16 protein-coding genes are annotated in these 16,553 nt (G+C 70.7%); 8 read left to right on the forward strand and 8 right to left on the reverse strand.

Annotated elements, in window-relative coordinates:
- Window positions 1-2 precede the first annotated feature (2 nt).
- From ACZ7CD_RS07105 to ACZ7CD_RS07120, 4 genes are all read right to left on the reverse strand, one after another.
- Window positions 3-854: an ABC transporter permease gene (locus ACZ7CD_RS07105; protein WP_458432482.1), complete on the reverse strand. Its 852-nt coding sequence runs from the start codon at window positions 852-854 to the stop codon at window positions 3-5.
- A complete protein-coding gene (locus tag ACZ7CD_RS07110) occupies window positions 851-1,672 on the reverse strand; it encodes an ABC transporter ATP-binding protein (RefSeq protein WP_360384008.1) in 822 nt (273 codons plus the stop codon). The genes ACZ7CD_RS07105 and ACZ7CD_RS07110 overlap by 4 nt, the downstream gene beginning before the upstream one ends.
- Window positions 1,669-2,673 (reverse strand): ABC transporter substrate-binding protein, encoded by a 1,005-nt coding sequence (locus ACZ7CD_RS07115; protein ID WP_470378493.1) that lies wholly within the window; start codon window positions 2,671-2,673, stop codon window positions 1,669-1,671. The genes ACZ7CD_RS07110 and ACZ7CD_RS07115 overlap by 4 nt, the downstream gene beginning before the upstream one ends.
- Window positions 2,674-2,750: 77 nt before the next feature.
- Entirely contained in the window at window positions 2,751-2,834 is an 84-nt protein-coding gene (locus ACZ7CD_RS07120; protein ID WP_360384958.1) for a putative leader peptide, read from the reverse strand.
- Window positions 2,835-3,063: 229 nt separating this feature from the next.
- Here ACZ7CD_RS07120 and ACZ7CD_RS07125 point away from each other — a divergent pair, with 229 nt between their 5' ends.
- Complete coding sequence (locus tag ACZ7CD_RS07125; protein WP_360384003.1) at window positions 3,064-3,975, forward strand: TauD/TfdA dioxygenase family protein; 912 nt, start codon at window positions 3,064-3,066, stop codon at window positions 3,973-3,975.
- Window positions 3,976-4,080: 105 nt separating this feature from the next.
- Here ACZ7CD_RS07125 and ACZ7CD_RS07130 read toward each other — a convergent pair whose 3' ends face one another.
- The gene (locus tag ACZ7CD_RS07130) at window positions 4,081-5,070 is read right to left on the reverse strand and encodes a BtrH N-terminal domain-containing protein (protein ID WP_470378494.1); all 990 of its coding nucleotides are present in this window, start codon (window positions 5,068-5,070) and stop codon (window positions 4,081-4,083) included.
- A 209-nt stretch (window positions 5,071-5,279) separates the two neighbouring features.
- Between ACZ7CD_RS07130 and ACZ7CD_RS07135 the strand changes: the two genes are divergently transcribed.
- The gene (locus ACZ7CD_RS07135; RefSeq protein WP_470378495.1) at window positions 5,280-6,845 is read left to right on the forward strand and encodes a sensor histidine kinase; all 1,566 of its coding nucleotides are present in this window, start codon (window positions 5,280-5,282) and stop codon (window positions 6,843-6,845) included.
- Between the two features lie 30 nt (window positions 6,846-6,875).
- Here the strand turns inward: ACZ7CD_RS07135 and ACZ7CD_RS07140 are convergent, their stop codons facing one another.
- From ACZ7CD_RS07140 to ACZ7CD_RS07150, 3 genes are all read right to left on the reverse strand, one after another.
- Window positions 6,876-8,342, reverse strand: coding sequence for a glycoside hydrolase (locus ACZ7CD_RS07140; RefSeq protein ID WP_470378496.1), 1,467 nt, complete (start codon window positions 8,340-8,342; stop codon window positions 6,876-6,878).
- 97 nt (window positions 8,343-8,439) lie between these two features.
- A complete protein-coding gene (locus ACZ7CD_RS07145; protein WP_470378497.1) occupies window positions 8,440-9,588 on the reverse strand; it encodes a hypothetical protein in 1,149 nt (382 codons plus the stop codon).
- A gap of 63 nt (window positions 9,589-9,651) precedes the next feature.
- Complete coding sequence (locus ACZ7CD_RS07150; RefSeq protein WP_470378498.1) at window positions 9,652-10,488, reverse strand: SGNH/GDSL hydrolase family protein; 837 nt, start codon at window positions 10,486-10,488, stop codon at window positions 9,652-9,654.
- Between the two features lie 296 nt (window positions 10,489-10,784).
- On the opposite strand from ACZ7CD_RS07150, the gene ACZ7CD_RS07155 reads away from it, so the two are divergent.
- The 6 genes from ACZ7CD_RS07155 to ACZ7CD_RS07180 are packed head-to-tail and all read left to right on the forward strand — an operon-like array spanning window position 10,785 to window position 16,545.
- Entirely contained in the window at window positions 10,785-11,708 is a 924-nt protein-coding gene (locus ACZ7CD_RS07155; protein WP_470369090.1) for a carbohydrate ABC transporter permease, read from the forward strand.
- Window positions 11,698-12,531, forward strand: coding sequence for a carbohydrate ABC transporter permease (locus tag ACZ7CD_RS07160; RefSeq protein WP_360383982.1), 834 nt, complete (start codon window positions 11,698-11,700; stop codon window positions 12,529-12,531). The genes ACZ7CD_RS07155 and ACZ7CD_RS07160 overlap by 11 nt, the downstream gene beginning before the upstream one ends.
- 15 nt (window positions 12,532-12,546) lie before the next feature.
- Window positions 12,547-13,857, forward strand: a complete 1,311-nt coding sequence (locus ACZ7CD_RS07165; protein WP_470374085.1) for an ABC transporter substrate-binding protein — start codon at window positions 12,547-12,549, stop codon at window positions 13,855-13,857.
- Window positions 13,854-14,939 (forward strand): Gfo/Idh/MocA family protein, encoded by a 1,086-nt coding sequence (locus ACZ7CD_RS07170; protein WP_470378499.1) that lies wholly within the window; start codon window positions 13,854-13,856, stop codon window positions 14,937-14,939. Before ACZ7CD_RS07165 ends, ACZ7CD_RS07170 begins: the two co-directional genes overlap by 4 nt.
- Window positions 14,921-15,814, forward strand: coding sequence for a DUF6807 domain-containing protein (locus tag ACZ7CD_RS07175; RefSeq protein ID WP_470378500.1), 894 nt, complete (start codon window positions 14,921-14,923; stop codon window positions 15,812-15,814). Before ACZ7CD_RS07170 ends, ACZ7CD_RS07175 begins: the two co-directional genes overlap by 19 nt.
- Window positions 15,808-16,545, forward strand: a complete 738-nt coding sequence (locus tag ACZ7CD_RS07180; protein ID WP_470378501.1) for a cupin domain-containing protein — start codon at window positions 15,808-15,810, stop codon at window positions 16,543-16,545. The genes ACZ7CD_RS07175 and ACZ7CD_RS07180 overlap by 7 nt, the downstream gene beginning before the upstream one ends.
- Window positions 16,546-16,553 lie beyond the last annotated feature (8 nt).

Here is a 16,553-nt window from a genome sequence, read left to right on the forward strand (position 1 = left end):
CCTCAGGCCCCGACCGGGACGCGCCACGAGGTGAACCGGCGCTCCAGAGCGACCAGCACCTGGTTGAACAGCACGCCGATGGCGGACAGGGTGATGATCCCGGCGTACATCTGCGGGATCGCGAAGTTGAACTGCGAGGCGTTGATCAGGTACCCGAGACCGGCCTTGGCGCCGACCATCTCCGCGGCCACCAGCACGAGGATCGACAACGCGCCGGCGAGCCGGACGCCGGTGAACACCGTGGGCACCGCCGAGGGCAGGATCACCTTCTGGAACAACCGGAAGCCGCCCAGGTCCATCGACCGCGCGAGCCGCAGCAGCGTCGGGTCCACCGCGCGCACGGCGCTGATCGTGTTGAGCAGGACCGGCCAGGTGCAGGCGTAGCAGACGATCGCGATCTTCGACGTCTCACCGATGCCCAGCAGCAGCACGAACACCGGCAGCAACGCGAGCGCGGCGGTGTTGCGGAAGACCTCCAGCAGCGGGCTGAGCAGGTTGGCGACCGGCTTGTACCAGCCGATCAGCAGGCCGAGCGGGACCGCGACCGCGACCGCGAGCCCGAAGCCGGACAGCGACCGCACCAGGCTCGCCTGCGTGTTGTCGAGCAGCTTCCCGCTCACCGCGAGGTCCCACCACGACTCCAGGACCGTCGAGAACGGCGGCAGGAACGTGGAGTCCACCAGGCCGAACCGGGGCGCAATCTCCCAGACGGCCAGCACGACCGCGATGGCCACGACCTTGCCCACGGCGGTCAGCAGCGCGTCGGCCAGCCGGGCCACCGCCCCGCGTGGCCGCGCCGGTGCTGGCGGGGCGTGGTCCTCGGTCCGTGACGGGGTCTCCAGCAGCGCGGTCATGCGCCCACCACCTCCTTCTCCTGTTGCTGGGCACGGGACACCTCGTCGTGCAGGAGGTCCCAGATGCGGTGCCGGCAGCGCGCGAACTCGGGGCTCGAGCGCAGGTCGTCCTGCCGGGTCCGGTCACCGAGGTCGATCGGCACGACCTCCTTCACCCGGCCCGGCCGCGAGGTCAGCACGACCACCCGCTGACCGAGGTGGACCGCCTCGTCGATGGAGTGCGTGATGAACACGACGGTCTTGCCGGTGCGCTGCCAGATCCGCAGCAGCTCGTCCTGCAACGACTCGCGGGTCTGCGCGTCGAGCGCGGCGAACGGCTCGTCCATCAGCAGCACCTGCGGGTCGTAGGCGAGGCTGCGGGCGATGGCGACCCGTTGCCGCATGCCGCCGGACAGCTGGTGCGGGTGCCGGTCCTCGAACCCGGTCAGCCCGACCAGGTCGAGGAACTCGCGGGCACGCCCTGCGCGCTGCCTGCGCGGCACCCCGGTCGCCTCCAGCCCGAACTCGACGTTGCCCTGAGCGGTGCGCCACGGCAGCAGCGCGTACTGCTGGAACACGATGCCGCGGTCGAGGCCGGGACCGGTGATCGGGCGGCCGTCGAGCAGGATCTCGCCCTCGCTCGGTTCGGTGAGTCCGCCGAGCAGGTCAAGGAGCGTGGACTTGCCGCACCCGCTGGGGCCGACGAGGACGACGAACTCGCCCCGTTCGACGTCGAGGTCGATCCGGTCGACGGCGGTGAACCCGGTGCGCTGCCGGGAACCGCGGACCTTGACGTCGAACCGCTTGGTGACGCCGCGGAAGGCGATGTGCGCGCTCATCGGGCCACCTCGTTGAACTCGTTGGTGTACAGGTCGGTGAGCCGCACCTGGTCCCGGGTGATCTCCCCGCGCTCGGCGAGCCAGTCGACCCAGATGGACAGCTCCCGGTCGAGGATCTTGCCGCCCTTCTCGGCGACCCCCGTGGACTTCCAGTACCTGAGCGCCGCAGGGTCCTCGTTGCGCCCGCGCCGGGTGAGGACCTCGACCTTGCGCGCCACCACCTCCTCGCGCGGGGTGGTGCGGCTCCACTCGATCGCCTTCGCGATGCCGCTCGTGAACGTCCGGACCGTGCCGGGGTTGTCGCGCAGGAACTTCTCGGTGAAGACGTACGTGCCGGCGGTGAACGGGCCCAGCAGGTCGAAGTCGGAGAACAGCTTGCGCACACCGCCCTTCTCCAGCGCCTTGTCGCGCAGGATGCCGCCGAGCACACCGACCTCGATCTGCTTCTGCCGCACCGACTGCTCGGTGTTGACCGGGGGCACGACGATCGGCTCGACCTTCTTGACCTCGTCCTGGCTCAGGCCTGCCCGCTTGAGGTAGATGCCGAGCATGGCCTCGTGGTGCGCGCCGAGGGTGTTCATGCCGACCTTCTTGCCGAGCAGGTCGCGGGCCGTGCGGACCGAGCTGTCGTCGAGCACGTAGAAGCCGCTGTAGGCGTTCTCGTCGGCGCCGTAGTAGCCGATCACGGACCGGATCGGCGCTCCGGCGGCCTTGAGCTTGACCACGGCGCCGTTGAACGCGCCGCCGAAGTCGACCTGCCCGGTGGCGGCGGACTGGATGTCCTGCGGGCCGCTGATCGTGTTGCCGACCCACTCGAGCTTCACGTCGCCGAGGTAGCCCAGCTCCGCTGCCAGCTCCGGCAGCGTCACGTCGCCCGCCCAGCCCTGGTAGCGCAGCGTCTTGGTCTCGACGCCGGCACCGGCGGCGGTGGAGCAGCCGACGGTCGCGGCTGTCAGTCCGAGCAGGGAAAGGCCGAGGAAGTTCCGTCGCGTGGTGGTCACGGCAGGTCCTTTGTCGAAGGGAAGTCGGGCACGCTGAAGAACGGGACGAACGGTCCCGGTGGAAATGCGGAGCGGATTCAGCGACCGGCGCGACAGAAGGCGCTGGCGTGCCGTCGGAGGTCGACGTGCCGGCGCGAGGTGAGAGAGGCGGCTTGGCTCACGGAGCGAGCGTCACACCCGGATCGGACGGGGTCAACGGCCGGACCGCACGTCCCACATCATGGAGCCGGGCTGGACGGTCCCGCCTATTTTTCACGCTGGAAGGAACTCGGCCGGTCAATCCCTTCCAGGTGCTGGGAAGACTTATTTTTCGGCCGCGCGATGTTGCGCACGCGGCGCGGACATCAGCACGGTGGTGGGGAAGTTCGCCACCACGAGAGGAAGTCCGCGATGACCGCACAACTTTCCGCCACCGTCGCCAAACTGGGTGCGGGCATCGGCGCACGCGTCGACGGCGTCCGGCTCGGCGGCGACCTCCCGCAGGACGTCGTGGCGGAGATCAGGGCCGCCCTGCTGGCCAACAAGGTCGTGTTCTTCCGCGACCAGCACCACCTCGACGACGCGGAGCAGCTCGCGTTCGCGCGGCTGCTCGGCAGCCCGACCCTCGCGCACCCCACGGTGAAGGGCCAGAACCACACCAACGTGCTGGCGATCGACTCCGACTACGGCAAGGCCAACAGCTGGCACACCGACGTCACGTTCGTCGACCGCGTGCCCGCGATCAGCATCCTGCGCGCCGTCGAGCTGCCGCCGTACGGGGGCAGCACGGTCTGGGCGAACACCGCACGCGCCTACGACGAGCTGCCCGAGGCGTTGAAGGCGCTCGTGGACCGGCTGTGGGCGGTGCACACCAACGTCTACGACTACGCGGGTCACGTCGACTCGACCCGCATCGGCGGCGTCGACGTGAAGGAACGGGCCTACCGCTCGGAGTTCGAGTCGCAGCGCTACGAGACCGAGCACCCGCTGGTCCGAGTGCACCCGGAGACCGGCGAACGAGCGCTGCTGCTCGGGCACTTCGTCAAGCGGATCGTCGGCCTGACGGCCGCGGAGTCCAAGGCGGTCTTCCAGCTGCTGCAGGACCGCGTCACCCGGCTGGAGAACACCGTGCGCTGGCAGTGGGCCGACGGTGACGTGGCGATCTGGGACAACCGGGCCACCCAGCACTACGGCGTCGACGACTACGACAACGCCCGCCGCCGGCTGCACCGCATCACCCTCGCGGGCGACGTGCCGGTCAGCGTCGAGGGCGTGGCGAGCACGACCGTGGTCGGCGACGCGGCCCACTTCTCCGAACTCTGACGCTCGTTCTCCTCGGGCGCGGTGACGTGGCTGCGGCGTCGTGGCCACGTCCCGGTGGTTCGCCCGCGCACGCGCTGCTGTCGTGGCCTGGTCGGCACGGCCGGTTCAGCCGATGCGTACGCGGGCCAGCACCTCCATCGCGGCCCGTTCCCGTTCCGCCAGCTCGCCCAGGACCGCCGCTGCCCGGTCCAGCCGCCCCTGGTCACCCGTCTCCCCGGCCGCGGCGATGTGGTCGGCCACCTCGGTCCACAGCGGCGCGATCGCGGCGTACAGCCCGTGGCCGTGCCGCAGGGTGTCGTCGCCGGTGAGCTCGGCGGCCTCGGCGAGGAAGTCCCGGTACAGCGCGCGGAACAGCGATCCGCCGGTGCCGCCGCGCTCCATCAGCATCGCGGCGAGCGGGAGGTCGCGGGACGGGTCGCCGGCCCGGTCGAACCACCGCGCCACCCGCTTCGCCGCCGTGGCGATGCCGCGGTGCCCGAGGTTGGCGATGGGCGGCGTGAGGAACGCGTGTGCGTTGGCGCGCACCGCTTCCCGGACCGCGCGTCCGAGCTCGGGACGGCCGGTGGGCGCGGTGGCGGTGTAGGAGAGGTTGCGGGCGGTCATCGGTCCGCGTTCGGCACGGGCTTTCGCCAGGCTCGCCAGCGTCGTGGTGACGTTGCCGCCCTGCTGAGCCGTGTCGACGAGGTGGGCGGTGTCGTCGTCGTAGCCGTGGATCGCGACGAAGTGACCTCCGAAGTGGACTTTCGTCGTGAAGTGGTCGAGGTGGAACGAGTCCAGCTGCAGGCCGACCGGGCGGCCCGCGGACAGGTGGGTGACGACGTTCTGCCACGCCTTGTGCGGCGAGGTGGTCTCCTCGGCGCGCAGGTCGAGGCCCAGCCTGGTGGCCGCGGTCCGGGTGAGCGCGAACGGCTTGACGCGCCCGCCGAGGAACGGGAAGTCGAGGCTTTTCGCGTCCCAGTAGACGAAGCCCAGGCCTTCGCCGAGGCCGAACAGCAGCGGTTCGGACAGGTCGAGGCCCTCGTGGCGCAGCAGGGCGCCGAGGGTGGTGGTCTCGCAGTGCTGACCGCGGGGGAACGAGACGTCGTCGATGATCATGTGGCTTCCTGGGCTGGTGCGTCGTGCGGGGGTGCGGTCAGTCTCGACCCTCCCACGGTGTGAGGGTCAACGGCGACGAGCGGTTCACCGAGGGCCGTGGTCACGCTCACTCACCCGGCCGTCACGACGGGAACGGCCCCTTCTCTACGATTGCGCGACTCGTCGAGGGGACGAGCGCGGCGCCTCGGCGCCGGTGCCGGGGAGGTGTTGTGCGGACGAGTCCGGACTCCGGGGCGGGGCTCGGCGGCCCGTCGCTGCGGCGGTGGTCGCTGCTGATCTCGGTGGCGCTCGTCGTCGTCCTGCTCGGGGCGACGGTGGCCGTGCTGCTGGCCATCGGCGACCTGTCCAGGGCGCGCTCGCGGTTGCTCGACGTCGTCGGGCCCGCGGTCGTGAGCTCGCAGCAGCTCGGCACCCTCGTGGTGGACCAGGAGAACGGCGTCCGGGGCTACCTGCTGAGCGGCAGCGAGGCGTTCCTCGACCCGTACCGCGACGCGGGGGAACGCCAGGCCGCTGCACGCGCGACCGTCGAGGCGACGAACGACCCGGCCGTGCTGCGGGCGCTGACCGCGCTGGACGGAGCGTTGGCGGACTGGCGTGGTGACTACGCCGACCCCGCGGTCGCCGCGGTGCGGACGGGCGGCGTCGTTCCGGCCGAGGCGCTGGGCAAGCAGCGGTTCGACGCGGTGCGCGCGGCGTTGTCGGCGTTGCAGGACGAGATCGCCGCCCAGCGCGCCGCCGGACGGGCCGCGCTCAACGACGCGTCCACGCGGATGGCGGTGACGTGCATCGTCGCGATGGCCGTGCTGCTGGCCGCCGTGCTCGGGTGTGTGGTGGCGCTGCGGGTGTTCGTCGTGGCGCCGTTGGGCAGGCTGCGCCGGCAGGTCGGGACGGTGGCGGGCGGGTCGTTCGCGCACACCGTGGCCGCGACCGGGCCGACGGAGCTGCGCGAGCTCGGCGTCGACGTCGACACCATGCGCACCCGGATCGTCGCCGAGCTGGAGCAGGCGCGGGAGCGCAACGCCGCGCTCGACGCCGCCACGACCGAGCTGCGCCGCTCCAACGCCGAGCTCGAGCAGTTCGCCTACGTCGCCTCCCACGACCTGCAGGAGCCGCTGCGCAAGGTCGCGAGCTTCTGCCAGCTGCTGGAGAAGCGCTACGGCGACCAGCTCGACGAGCGCGCCACGCAGTACATCGACTTCGCCGTGGACGGCGCGAAGCGCATGCAGCTGCTCATCAACGACCTGCTCGCGTTCAGCCGGGTGGGCCGCATGCGCGACAAGCAGGTGGTGGTCCCGGCCGGTGACCTGGTCGACGAGGCCCGCCGCAACCTCGCGCTGTCGATCGAGTCCTCGGGAGCGCGGATCGACGTGGGACCGCTGCCCGAGGTCAGGGGAGAGGTCCGGCTGCTGGTCGGGGTGTTCCAGAACCTCATCGGCAACGCGCTGAAGTTCCACGGCGACGAGCCGCCGCACGTGCGCATCGCGGCCGAGCCCGGTGAGGACGACACGTGGTGGTTCTCGGTGAGCGACAACGGGATCGGCATCGACGAGCAGTACGCCGAGCGGATCTTCGTGATCTTCCAGCGCCTGCACGCCAAGGACCGCTACCCCGGCACCGGCATCGGGCTCGCGATGTGCCGCAAGATCGTCGAGTTCCACGGCGGCCGCATCTGGCTGGACACGGAGGCCACCGGGGTGAACGCGGGCACGACCGTCCGCTTCACGCTGCCGCGGGTCGGCGCGGACGCCCCGGTGACCGTGTCCGGAACCCCGTGAGGTCGCACGGGAGTCGCTGACCGCTCCGGCTCAGACGGCCACCCCGTCGAGCTGGAAGGTCTGCACCTGGCCCGGTGCGAAGGCGACCCGCAGCAGCTTGCCGTCCAGGCGGACGTCCGTGCGCTGCGCGTAGCGGTCGCTGCCGCTGGTCGTGGACGTGGACCAGCGGGTGAGCTGCCCGGTGGGCAGGGTGGTGAACCGGGTCAGGTCGAACGTGGTTGTCTGCGCCGAGGTGGCCGTGTTGACGCAGACCAGGACCAGCCGGCGCGCCACCGGGTCGTAGGCGGTAGCGGCGTTGCCGGTGGACGCGGAGACGATGCGCATGCCCGGCCGGATGTGCCGGGTGAACTGCGCCAGGACGTGCAGCTTGTTCTGCACGGCACCGGCTTCGAGCGTGACCGGGTCGTAGCTGATCAGCGCCCACGCCGGGGTCGGGTCCATCACCTGCCAGAAGCACCACGCGGTCGGGTGCAGCCAGCGCCAGTCCAGGCACAGGTTGCTCGCCATCGACAGGCCGGTGCCGTCCGCGTCGCCGTACTCGGAGTTCCACAGCACCTTGCCCGCCGAGCGGGCGTCGGAGTGCAGCAGGTCGCGGCGCCCGCCGGAACCCTGGTAGCCGTGGACGTTCAGCTGGTCCACGACGGACCGGGTGGTGGCGTCGAACGCGGCCCACGTGCTGCGCGCCGCGTCGTAGCTGGTCTCGTCGGACGCCGCGATCCGCATGCCGGTGAGACCGCGGGCGTTCATCTCCTGCCGGAGGTGCTGGAGCACGACCCGCTGCGTCGCCGGGTCGAAGTGGCAGCCCTCCTGCCTGCCGGTCGCCGACCAGTAGTCCGACGCCGGCTCGTTGAACGGCGAGATCGTGCGGAAGGTGACGCCCCACCGGTCGCGGAACTGCCTGGCCACCTCGGCGAGGTGGGCGGCGTGGGTGCGCTGGTTCCACGTCTGCAGGTTGTCGCTGTTCGCGTCGGCGGCACCGGAGGGGTTGTGGTTGGCGCACATCCACCACGCGGGCGAGTTGGCGAACAGCTCGGTGACGGCACCCCGTTGCGCCGCCTTCACGACGGCCGCGCGTTGCTTGGCGTCGGCGGCCCACTTCCACGCCGCCGACGCCGGGTCGGTGTTGCGCCAGTCCTGCCAGAAGGTCTCGATCTGCTTGAACCGCGGGATGTTCGGCGAGGTGACCATGGTCTCGTCGTTCACGCTGTTCCAGCTGCACGCGCCGAGGTTGTACCGGGCGATGCTGAGCCCCAGGCCGGGCAAGGGCTGTCCTCTGTAGACGACGGTCTTCGTGGTGAACCACAGGTCCGCCAGGTCGTCGCGGTCGCCGAACACGTTGGCCCACCAGGCGAGCGACGTGCCCCAGCCCTCCCACGTGCCGTGGTCTGGACCGGGGTCGACGGTGATGGTCTGGTCCGCGTGGGCGGAACCCGTTCCCACGGCCGCCGCGGCGACGGTGGCGACCGCACCGGACAGCACCGTCCTGCGCGTGACCATGGCAGCTCCTCGGGGTGGTCCGGTTCGGCGGATGACGAACTTGTTGGTGGTAGTTGGCGGCGGTTTGATCAGGTGTTGGTGGTACTTGCAGATGCCGTCAGGAGCAGACGTTTGACGGGCTGTTGTTCAGGGTGAGGTTGCGGAACGTCGTGTTCGTGCCGCAGGGGCTCTCGCGGACGGCCGAGTTGGTCACCGTCAGGTTCTGGACGGTGATGTCGCGGTTGCCGGGGAACTCCGAGCGCGCGGCCAGCCGGATCTCCCCGCCGCCGGTCACCGTGCCGCTCTGCGCCGCCAGGACCACGTTGGTGCAGTTCTCGATCAGCACCGCGTTGTTGCCGGTGTTCGCCAGGTCGATCCGGTCGATCGTCAGGCCACCGCTCTCCGACACGCAGAACACGCCACGGCCGCCACCGCGGGCGCGGACGGTGCCGACCCGGACGTTCGTGGGGTAGGCGGTGCCGATGCGGCCGTTGCGGTTGGCCGTGCGGAACGCCGCGTACCCGGTGCCCGCGCCCGCGTTCTCCGCGTCCACCGTGCCGACCGTCGCGTTGATCGTGTCGTTGAGCAACAGCCCGGACTCGCCGACGTTGCGCGCCGTCACGGTGCCGACCGTGAGGCCGTCCACCCCGTAGGTCTCGACGGCGTGGCTGCTCGCACCGGACACGAACACGTTGTCGATCCGGATGTTGCGGCTGCGCACGCTCGTGTTGCCGCGGTTGTCGATGCGCACGCCCAGGCCGCCGGACAGGCGCATGTCGAGCTGGCCCAGCACGAGGTTGTCGACGTTGCGCATGAAGATCCCGTACAGCGGACGGCCGGTGAGGCTCAGGTAGCGCACCTCCACGTCACGGGTGCCGCGCGAGTAGATCGGCGCCTGGTCGCCGGAGCCGGTGCCGGTCACGTTGATCGTGCCGCACACGTCGATGCCGGTGTAGCTGGGCAGCGAGATCCGCGAGCCCGCGCTCACCGCACCGCTGCCGCGCACCAGGACCCACTGCTTCGCGGTCCGGCCCGCGGTGAGGCTGTCGACGGCGGCTTGGACGGCGGAGCGCATGTCGGTGCCCGTGTAGACGGTCCGGCCGCCGGTGCGGGAGGTCCAGGTGCTGCCGCTGAGCACGGCCTCGGCGTTGAACGCCCGGTCACCGCAGGCCAGCGCCCGCACCTCGGCGTGGGCCACCGGCACGAGGCCGCCGATCACGACCGCTGCCGCCGCTGCGGCGCTCACCCACGTCCTGGTCGAGGGCATGCGAAGAAGTCCTTTCACGAGGGGCGGCGGCGGTGTGCGGAAACTCCGGGCTCGGCGAACCCGTTACCTCAGGTAGTTCGCCAGTGGGATGCGCTGGTCGCGCAGCGCCTTGGCCACGACACCGGCGATCTGCCTCGCCCCGGCGGCCTCGAAGTGCGTGTGGTCGTTGCAGAAGAACGCGCCGACCGGGCCCCTGGTGTAGTCACCGTCGTTGGGGCAGAGCCGCAGTGAGTTGTAAAGCGCGTAGCTCAACCGGTGCAGGTCGACGACGGTGACGCCGCTCGTCCGTCCCGCGTCGAAGGTCTCGGTCAGGAACCCGCGGGTGGCGACGGCGGTGCTGCCACTGCACCGGATCGCGGAGACCGGGGTGAGGAAGATCGGCGTGGCACCGCGGTCCTTCGCCGCCTTGGCCATCAGCGCGAGGAGCTCCCGGTAGCGGGCGCTGCCCACGTGCCGGGGGCAGTCGGGGCTGCCGTCGTTGATGCCGAACTGGACGACGAGGTAGTCACCCGCCTTCATCCCGGTGGCCGGGTCGAGCATGGCCTGCCAGCGCTGGTGGAAGGTCCGCGGGCTCACCACGCACTCGCCCGCCGCGTCCTTGGCGTTCTGCACGTTCGACTCGTAGAGCCAGGTCTGGACGCTGCGACCGGCCACCGCGCTGTTCACCACGGTCACGTCGGGGGTGAACAGCGCACCGAACTGGCTGCCCCAGCCGACCGGGCAGCTCGCCTTCGGGTCGGCCATCGTCGAGTCACCCGCCAGCCACACCTTCACCGCGGCCGCACCGGCCGGCGCCGTGCTCGCCGGGGAGCAGCCGGGTTCCTCCGCGACGGCCGGCGTGGCCGCCGCGCACAACGGCAGCACGACGAGTGCTGCCAGGGCCAGGAAACGAGTCCTCACAGTGGTCTCCAGACGGGCAGGGGCTGCCTGAGACGGCCGGGCGGGAACGGCGGGTGAACCGAGCGTAGCCCGTGGTCACGGTGTGCGGAAAGCGCTTTCCGCGAATCGTCGATTCGACGTCCGGTGGTGGTGCGCCGCAGTCGGTCCACTGTGCACCGCGCCGTCGAACACCGGGTCGAACGCAGGTCGAATCGGTGTTCAACGAAGCTTTCGACGGCGTTCGACGCCGCTGCTTGACGGTCGGGTGACGTCGATGCAAACTCCGGAAAGCGTTTTCCAAACGGATCAGGGGCTCCATGAGTGCTCTCGACGAGTTGCGCCGGCTGCGTCGCGACGGCACGCAGGTGCGCAAGCGCGACAACAGGGCGGCCTTCTGGTTCCTGGCACCCTGGTTCGCCGGACTGCTGTTCATCACCCTCGGCCCGGTCCTCGCGTCGTTCGGGCTCGGCTTCACGAAGTACAACCTGATCCAGCCGCCCAGGTTCACCGGGCTGGACAACTTCGCGCGGATCCTCACCGACGAACGGCTGCACAACGCCCTGCGGGTGACGTTCACCTACGTGCTCGTGTCCGTGCCGCTCCAGCTGGCCTGCGCGCTCGCCGTCGCACTGCTGCTGGACCGCGGGCTGCGCGGGCTCGCCCTGTACCGCTCGGCGTTCTACCTGCCCTCGCTGCTGGGCTCCAGCGTGGCGATCGCCGTGCTGTGGACGCAGGTGTTCGGCACCGACGGCCTGGTGAACCGCGTGCTCGGCCTCTTCGGCGTCGAGGGCGGGGGCTGGATCTCCGACCCCGACACCGCCCTGTCGACGCTCATCGTGCTGAACGTGTGGACGTTCGGGTCACCGATGGTCATCTTCCTCGCCGGGCTGCGGCAGATCCCGGCCGTCTACCACGAGGCGGCCGCGATCGACGGTGCCGGCCGCTGGTCGCGGTTCTGGCACATCACGCTGCCGCTGCTGTCGCCGATCCTGTTCTTCAACCTGGTGCTGCAGATCATCCACGCGTTCCAGTCGTTCACGCAGGCGTTCGTCGTCTCCGGCGGCACCGGCGGCCCGTCGGACTCGACGATGTTCTACACGCTCTACCTGTACCAGCAGGGTTTCAGCCGGTTCGACATGGGCTACGCGTCGGCGCTGGCGTGGTTCCTGCTGCTGATCATCGCGGCGTTCACCGCGATCAACTTCTGGGCGGCGAGGTACTGGGTCTTCTATGACGACTAGCCGGTTGTCCTCCCTCGCCAAGCACACCGGCCTGGTACTGGCCGGCTTCGTGATGCTGTACCCGGTGCTGTGGATGGTCGTGAGCTCGCTGCGGCCCGACGACGAGATCTTTCGCAGCCCCGGGCTGGTCCTCGACGGCCTGCGGACGGAGAACTACACCGAGGGGTGGACCGCCCTCACACCGTCGTTCGGGACCTACCTGGTCAACTCGTCGGTCCTGGTGCTGGGCTGCATCCTCGGCAACCTGGTGTCGTGCTCGATGGCGGCCTACGCGTTCGCCCGGCTGCACTTCAGCGGGAAGCGCTGGTGGTTCGGCATCATGCTCGGCACGATCATGCTGCCGATCCACGTCATCATCGTGCCGCAGTACGTGCTGTTCTCGAACATCGGCTGGGTCAACACGTTCCTGCCCCTGATCGTGCCGAAGGTCCTCGCCACCGACGCGTTCTTCGTGTTCCTCATGGTGCAGTTCATCCGCGGCCTGCCGCGCGAGCTGGACGAGGCCGCGCGCATCGACGGCTGCGGCCACCCGCGAATCTTCCTGCGGATCATCCTGCCGCTCATGACGCCCGCGCTCGCGACCACCGCGATCTTCACGTTCATCTGGACCTGGAACGACTTCTTCGGCCAGCTGATCTACCTCACCGACCCGGACATGTACACGGTCCCGGTCGCCCTGCGGTCGTTCGTGGACTCCACGGTCGCGACGTCGTGGGGCGCGCAGTTCGCCATGAGCGTCGTGTCGCTCGTCCCGATCTTCCTCGCCTTCCTCGTCGGCCAGCGGTACCTCGTCAAGGGGATCGCCACGACTGGGGGCAAGTAGCCGAAAGGACAGCTCATGCCAAGAGGTGCTCGCCGCAGGGTCGCGTGGGCCACCCTGCTGTCCCTGACCGCGTCGCTGCTCGTCGCGTGCGGGGCCGGTTCCGACGCCGGTGGCGACCTGACCGCGGAGCCGGTGACGCTGCGCTTCACCTGGTGGGGCGGCGACGACCGGCACAAGAGGACCCAGCGGATCATCGAGCTGTTCCAGGAGCAGCACCGGAACATCACCATCAAGGGCGAGTTCAAGGAGTGGAACGGCTACTGGGACAGCCTCGCCACCACGATGGCGGCCAACGACGCGCCCGACGTCATGCAGATGGACGAGCTGTACATCGCGTCCTACGCCGAGCGCGGCGCGTTGCTCGACCTCACCGAGGCGAAGAAGCACCTCGACACCGCGGACTTCGACCAGAAGGCGCTCGCCACCGGCGCGATCGGCGGCAAGCAGTACGGGCTGCCCGTCGGCCTCGGCATGTACTCGGTCATGGTGAACCTCGACCTGCTCGCGCAGTACGGCATCCCGGTGCCCGACGACACGAAGTGGTCGTGGGACGACCTGAAGCGGATCGGCGAGCAGGTGTCCGAGGCCGGTGGCGGGCAGGTGTTCGGCGTGCAGTCGCCGGGCATCAACGACACCGCCGGGCTGAGCATCCGGGCGCGCCAGCAGGGCAAGGCCATGTTCGACGCCGAGGGCAAGGTCGTGCTGCCGCAGGAGATCGCCCGCGAGTACTGGCAGTACATCGCCGACCTCGCGAAGTCCGGCGTCGCGGCACCGCCGTCGGTGACGATCGAGAAGGCCTCCGCGGGACTCAACCAGTCCGCCACCGCGACCCGCACCGCCGCGTTCGGCCTGTGGTGGAACACCCAGTTGACCGCGCTGACCGCTGCCAGCGGCGCCAGGCTGAAGTTGCTGCGGCTGCCGGGGGAGACGCAGGGCAAGGCACCCGGCGCGTACTACAAGCCGTCGATGTTCTGGTCGGTGTCGTCGCGGTCGAAGCACCCCGCGGAGGCGGCGGCGTTCGTGAGCTTCCTCGCCAACGACGAGGAGGCGGCGAAGATCATGCTGACCGAACGCGGTGTGCCCGCCAACCAGAAGATCCGCGACGCGATCGCCGGCCAGCTGAAGGAGACCGACAAGGCGGCCAAGGAGTACCTGGACACCGTGCCGGTCAGCGACCCGCCCAGGATCACGCCGAACGGCGCCAGCACGGTCGACGCGATCCTCAAGCGGCACACCGAGGACGTGCTGTTCGGCCGGACCACCCCCGATGCGGCGGCCACGTCGTTCATCAGGGAGGTCCAGGCGGAAGTGGACGCGGCCCGGTGAGGCGCGCCGCCATCGTCGGAACGGGTGCAATTGCGGCCGCCCACGCGGAGGCGGTGCGGGCCTGCGGTGACCGGGTCGAGCTCGTCTCGGTCGCCGACGTGGACGCCGGCCGCGCCGCCGCGTTCGCCGAGCGGTGGGGTGTGCCGCGGGTGCACCCCGGGCTCACCGCGCTGCTGGCGGAGGAGGAGCCGGACGTGGTGCACATCTGCACCCCGCCCCGCCACCACGTGCCGCTGGCGCTGGAGTGCCTGGCCGCGAACGCGACGGTGCTCGTCGAGAAGCCACCGGCGTTGTCGCTGGCCGAGGTCGACGCGCTCGTCGTCGCCGAGCGGAGCTCGACCGGCCGGGTCGCGACGGTCTTCCAGCACCGGTTCGGCCCGGCGGCGGTGCGGCTGCGGCGCCTGGCCGCCGAGGGGGTGCTGGGCCGGTCGCTGGTCGCGAAGTGCGACACCCTCTGGTACCGCGACGACGCCTACTTCGCCGTGCCGTGGCGCGGTTCGTGGGACAGCGAGGGCGGCGGTCCGACGATGGGGCACGGCATCCACCAGTTCGACCTGCTGCTGTCGGTGCTGGGACCGTGGCGGGAGGTGCGGGCCGTCGCGGCCAGGCAGGCCAGGGACGTGCAGACCGAGGACGTCTCGATGGCGCTGGTGACCTTCGCCGACGGGACGGTCGCCTCAGTGGTGAACTCGCTGCTCTCACCCAGGGAGACCTCACAGCTGCGGTTCGACTTCGAACGCGTCACGGTCGAGGTCGAGCACCTCTACGGCTACAGCGACGCGCACTGGACGGTCACCCCGGCGCCCGGCCACGACGACGTCCTCACCCGCTGGCAGCAGGAGCAGCGGTCGGACGAGGTCAGCGGTCACCGGGGCCAGCTGGCGGCGGTCCTCGACGCCCTGGACGGCGGCGAACCGCCCCCGGTCACCCTCGCCGACACCAGGGACACCATGGAGTTCATCGCGGCGCTGTACGCCTCGGCGTTCACCGGCGCCGTCGTGCAGGCCGGCCGGATCGGGCCGGGCGACCCGTTCTACACCAGCATGGAAGGAAGCGGTGCCCCGTGGGCGACCAACCGGTGATCACGCGCCAGGACGACGAGGTGCTCGTCGTGTCGGCGGGCCCGGCCGAGCTGTTCCGGTACGTGCACCGGCCGACGACCCCGGCGTTCGAGGGGCCCAAGCCCTACCTGCACCCCGTGCGCACGCTGGCCGGTGACGTCGTGACGGCGTTCCGGCCGCACGACCACCGCTGGCACAAGGGCGTGCAGATGACCGCGACCGACGTGTCCGGGCAGAACTTCTGGGGCGGCGTCACCTACGTGCGCGACGAGGGGTACGTGGTGCTGCCGAACGTGGGCAGCATGCGGCACGAGGAGTTCAGCACCGCCGAGGCCGGGGGCGAGCTGACCATCGGCGAACGGCTCTCCTGGGTCACCGAGGCCGGGCAGCACTGGGTCGACGAGGAACGTCGGCTCACCGTGCGCGACGTCGAGGACGAGGCGTGGACGTTGGAGTTCGCCACCACGCTGACGAACGCGCGCTCGGAGTCGTTGTCGTTCGGCAGCCCGACCACCAACGGCCGCGAGCTCGCGGGCTACACCGGGTTCTTCTGGCGCGGTCCGCGTTCGTTCACCGGCGGCGAGGTCCTCGCGGCCGGCGGCGGGAGCGGGCAGGAGCTGATGGGCGAGAAGGCCGCGTGGCTGGCGTTCGTCGGACAGCACGACGAGGTGGACCGGTCCTCGACACTGCTGTTCATCGACCACCCGGACAACAAGAACACCCACTGGTTCGTGCGCAGCACACCGTTCGCGGCGGTCAACCCGTCGTTCGCCTTCTTCGACACCGTCGAGGTGCCACCCGGTGAGTCGCTGCACCTGCGCCACCGGCTGGTCGTCGCGACCGGCGGCTGGGACCGCGGGCGCCTGGAGTCCTATGTGGAGGAGCACGCGTGGTGACCCCGTTCCCCGGCGGGATCGGCCTGTCCGGTCTGCGGGTGTACGACTGGCCGACCGCGGACGGGGTGTGCGGCGGGTCGCCGCACGTGCACCTCACCTGCGCGGAGTGCTACTACGTGGTCGGCGGGCAGGGCCGGGTGCAGACCCTCACCCGGCGCGGGTTCGCCGAGACCCCGCTGCGCACCGGCACGGTCGCGTGGTTCACGCCCGGCACGGTCCACCGGCTGGTCAACGACGACGACCTGCACATCGTCGTCGTGATGCAGAACAGCGGCCTGCCCGAGGCCGGTGACGCGGTGTTCACGTTCCCGCCCGAGGTGCTGGCGGACCCCGAGCGCTACGCGACCGCCGCGTCCCTCGCGCAACCTGGGCACGCCTACGCCGCCTCCGAGCCCGCCGCCCGCCGGCGCCGCGACCTGGCCGTCGAGGGGTTCCTGGAGCTGCGGGAACGCCTGGAGGCGGGCGACACCGCGGCGATCGAGGCGTTCTACGCGGCCGCGCTCACGTTGAAGCGGGAGTCGCTGGACGACTGGGAACAGCGGTGGCGGGCCGGGGCGCTCGCGGCCACTCAGCTGACCGGCGAGCACCTGGAGCGCCTGCGCGCCGGGGACATCGGGCACCTCGCCGGCGCGGACGTCCACGTGGTGCGGGGGGAGGAACCGCAGCGGTTCGGCATGTGCGGCCGCCTCGACGTCCACGACCCGGCAGCGGGCCGGTCGCCGTACCGGTGACCCGCGCT

It is taken from the genome of Lentzea sp. NPDC036949, assembly GCF_055608075.1.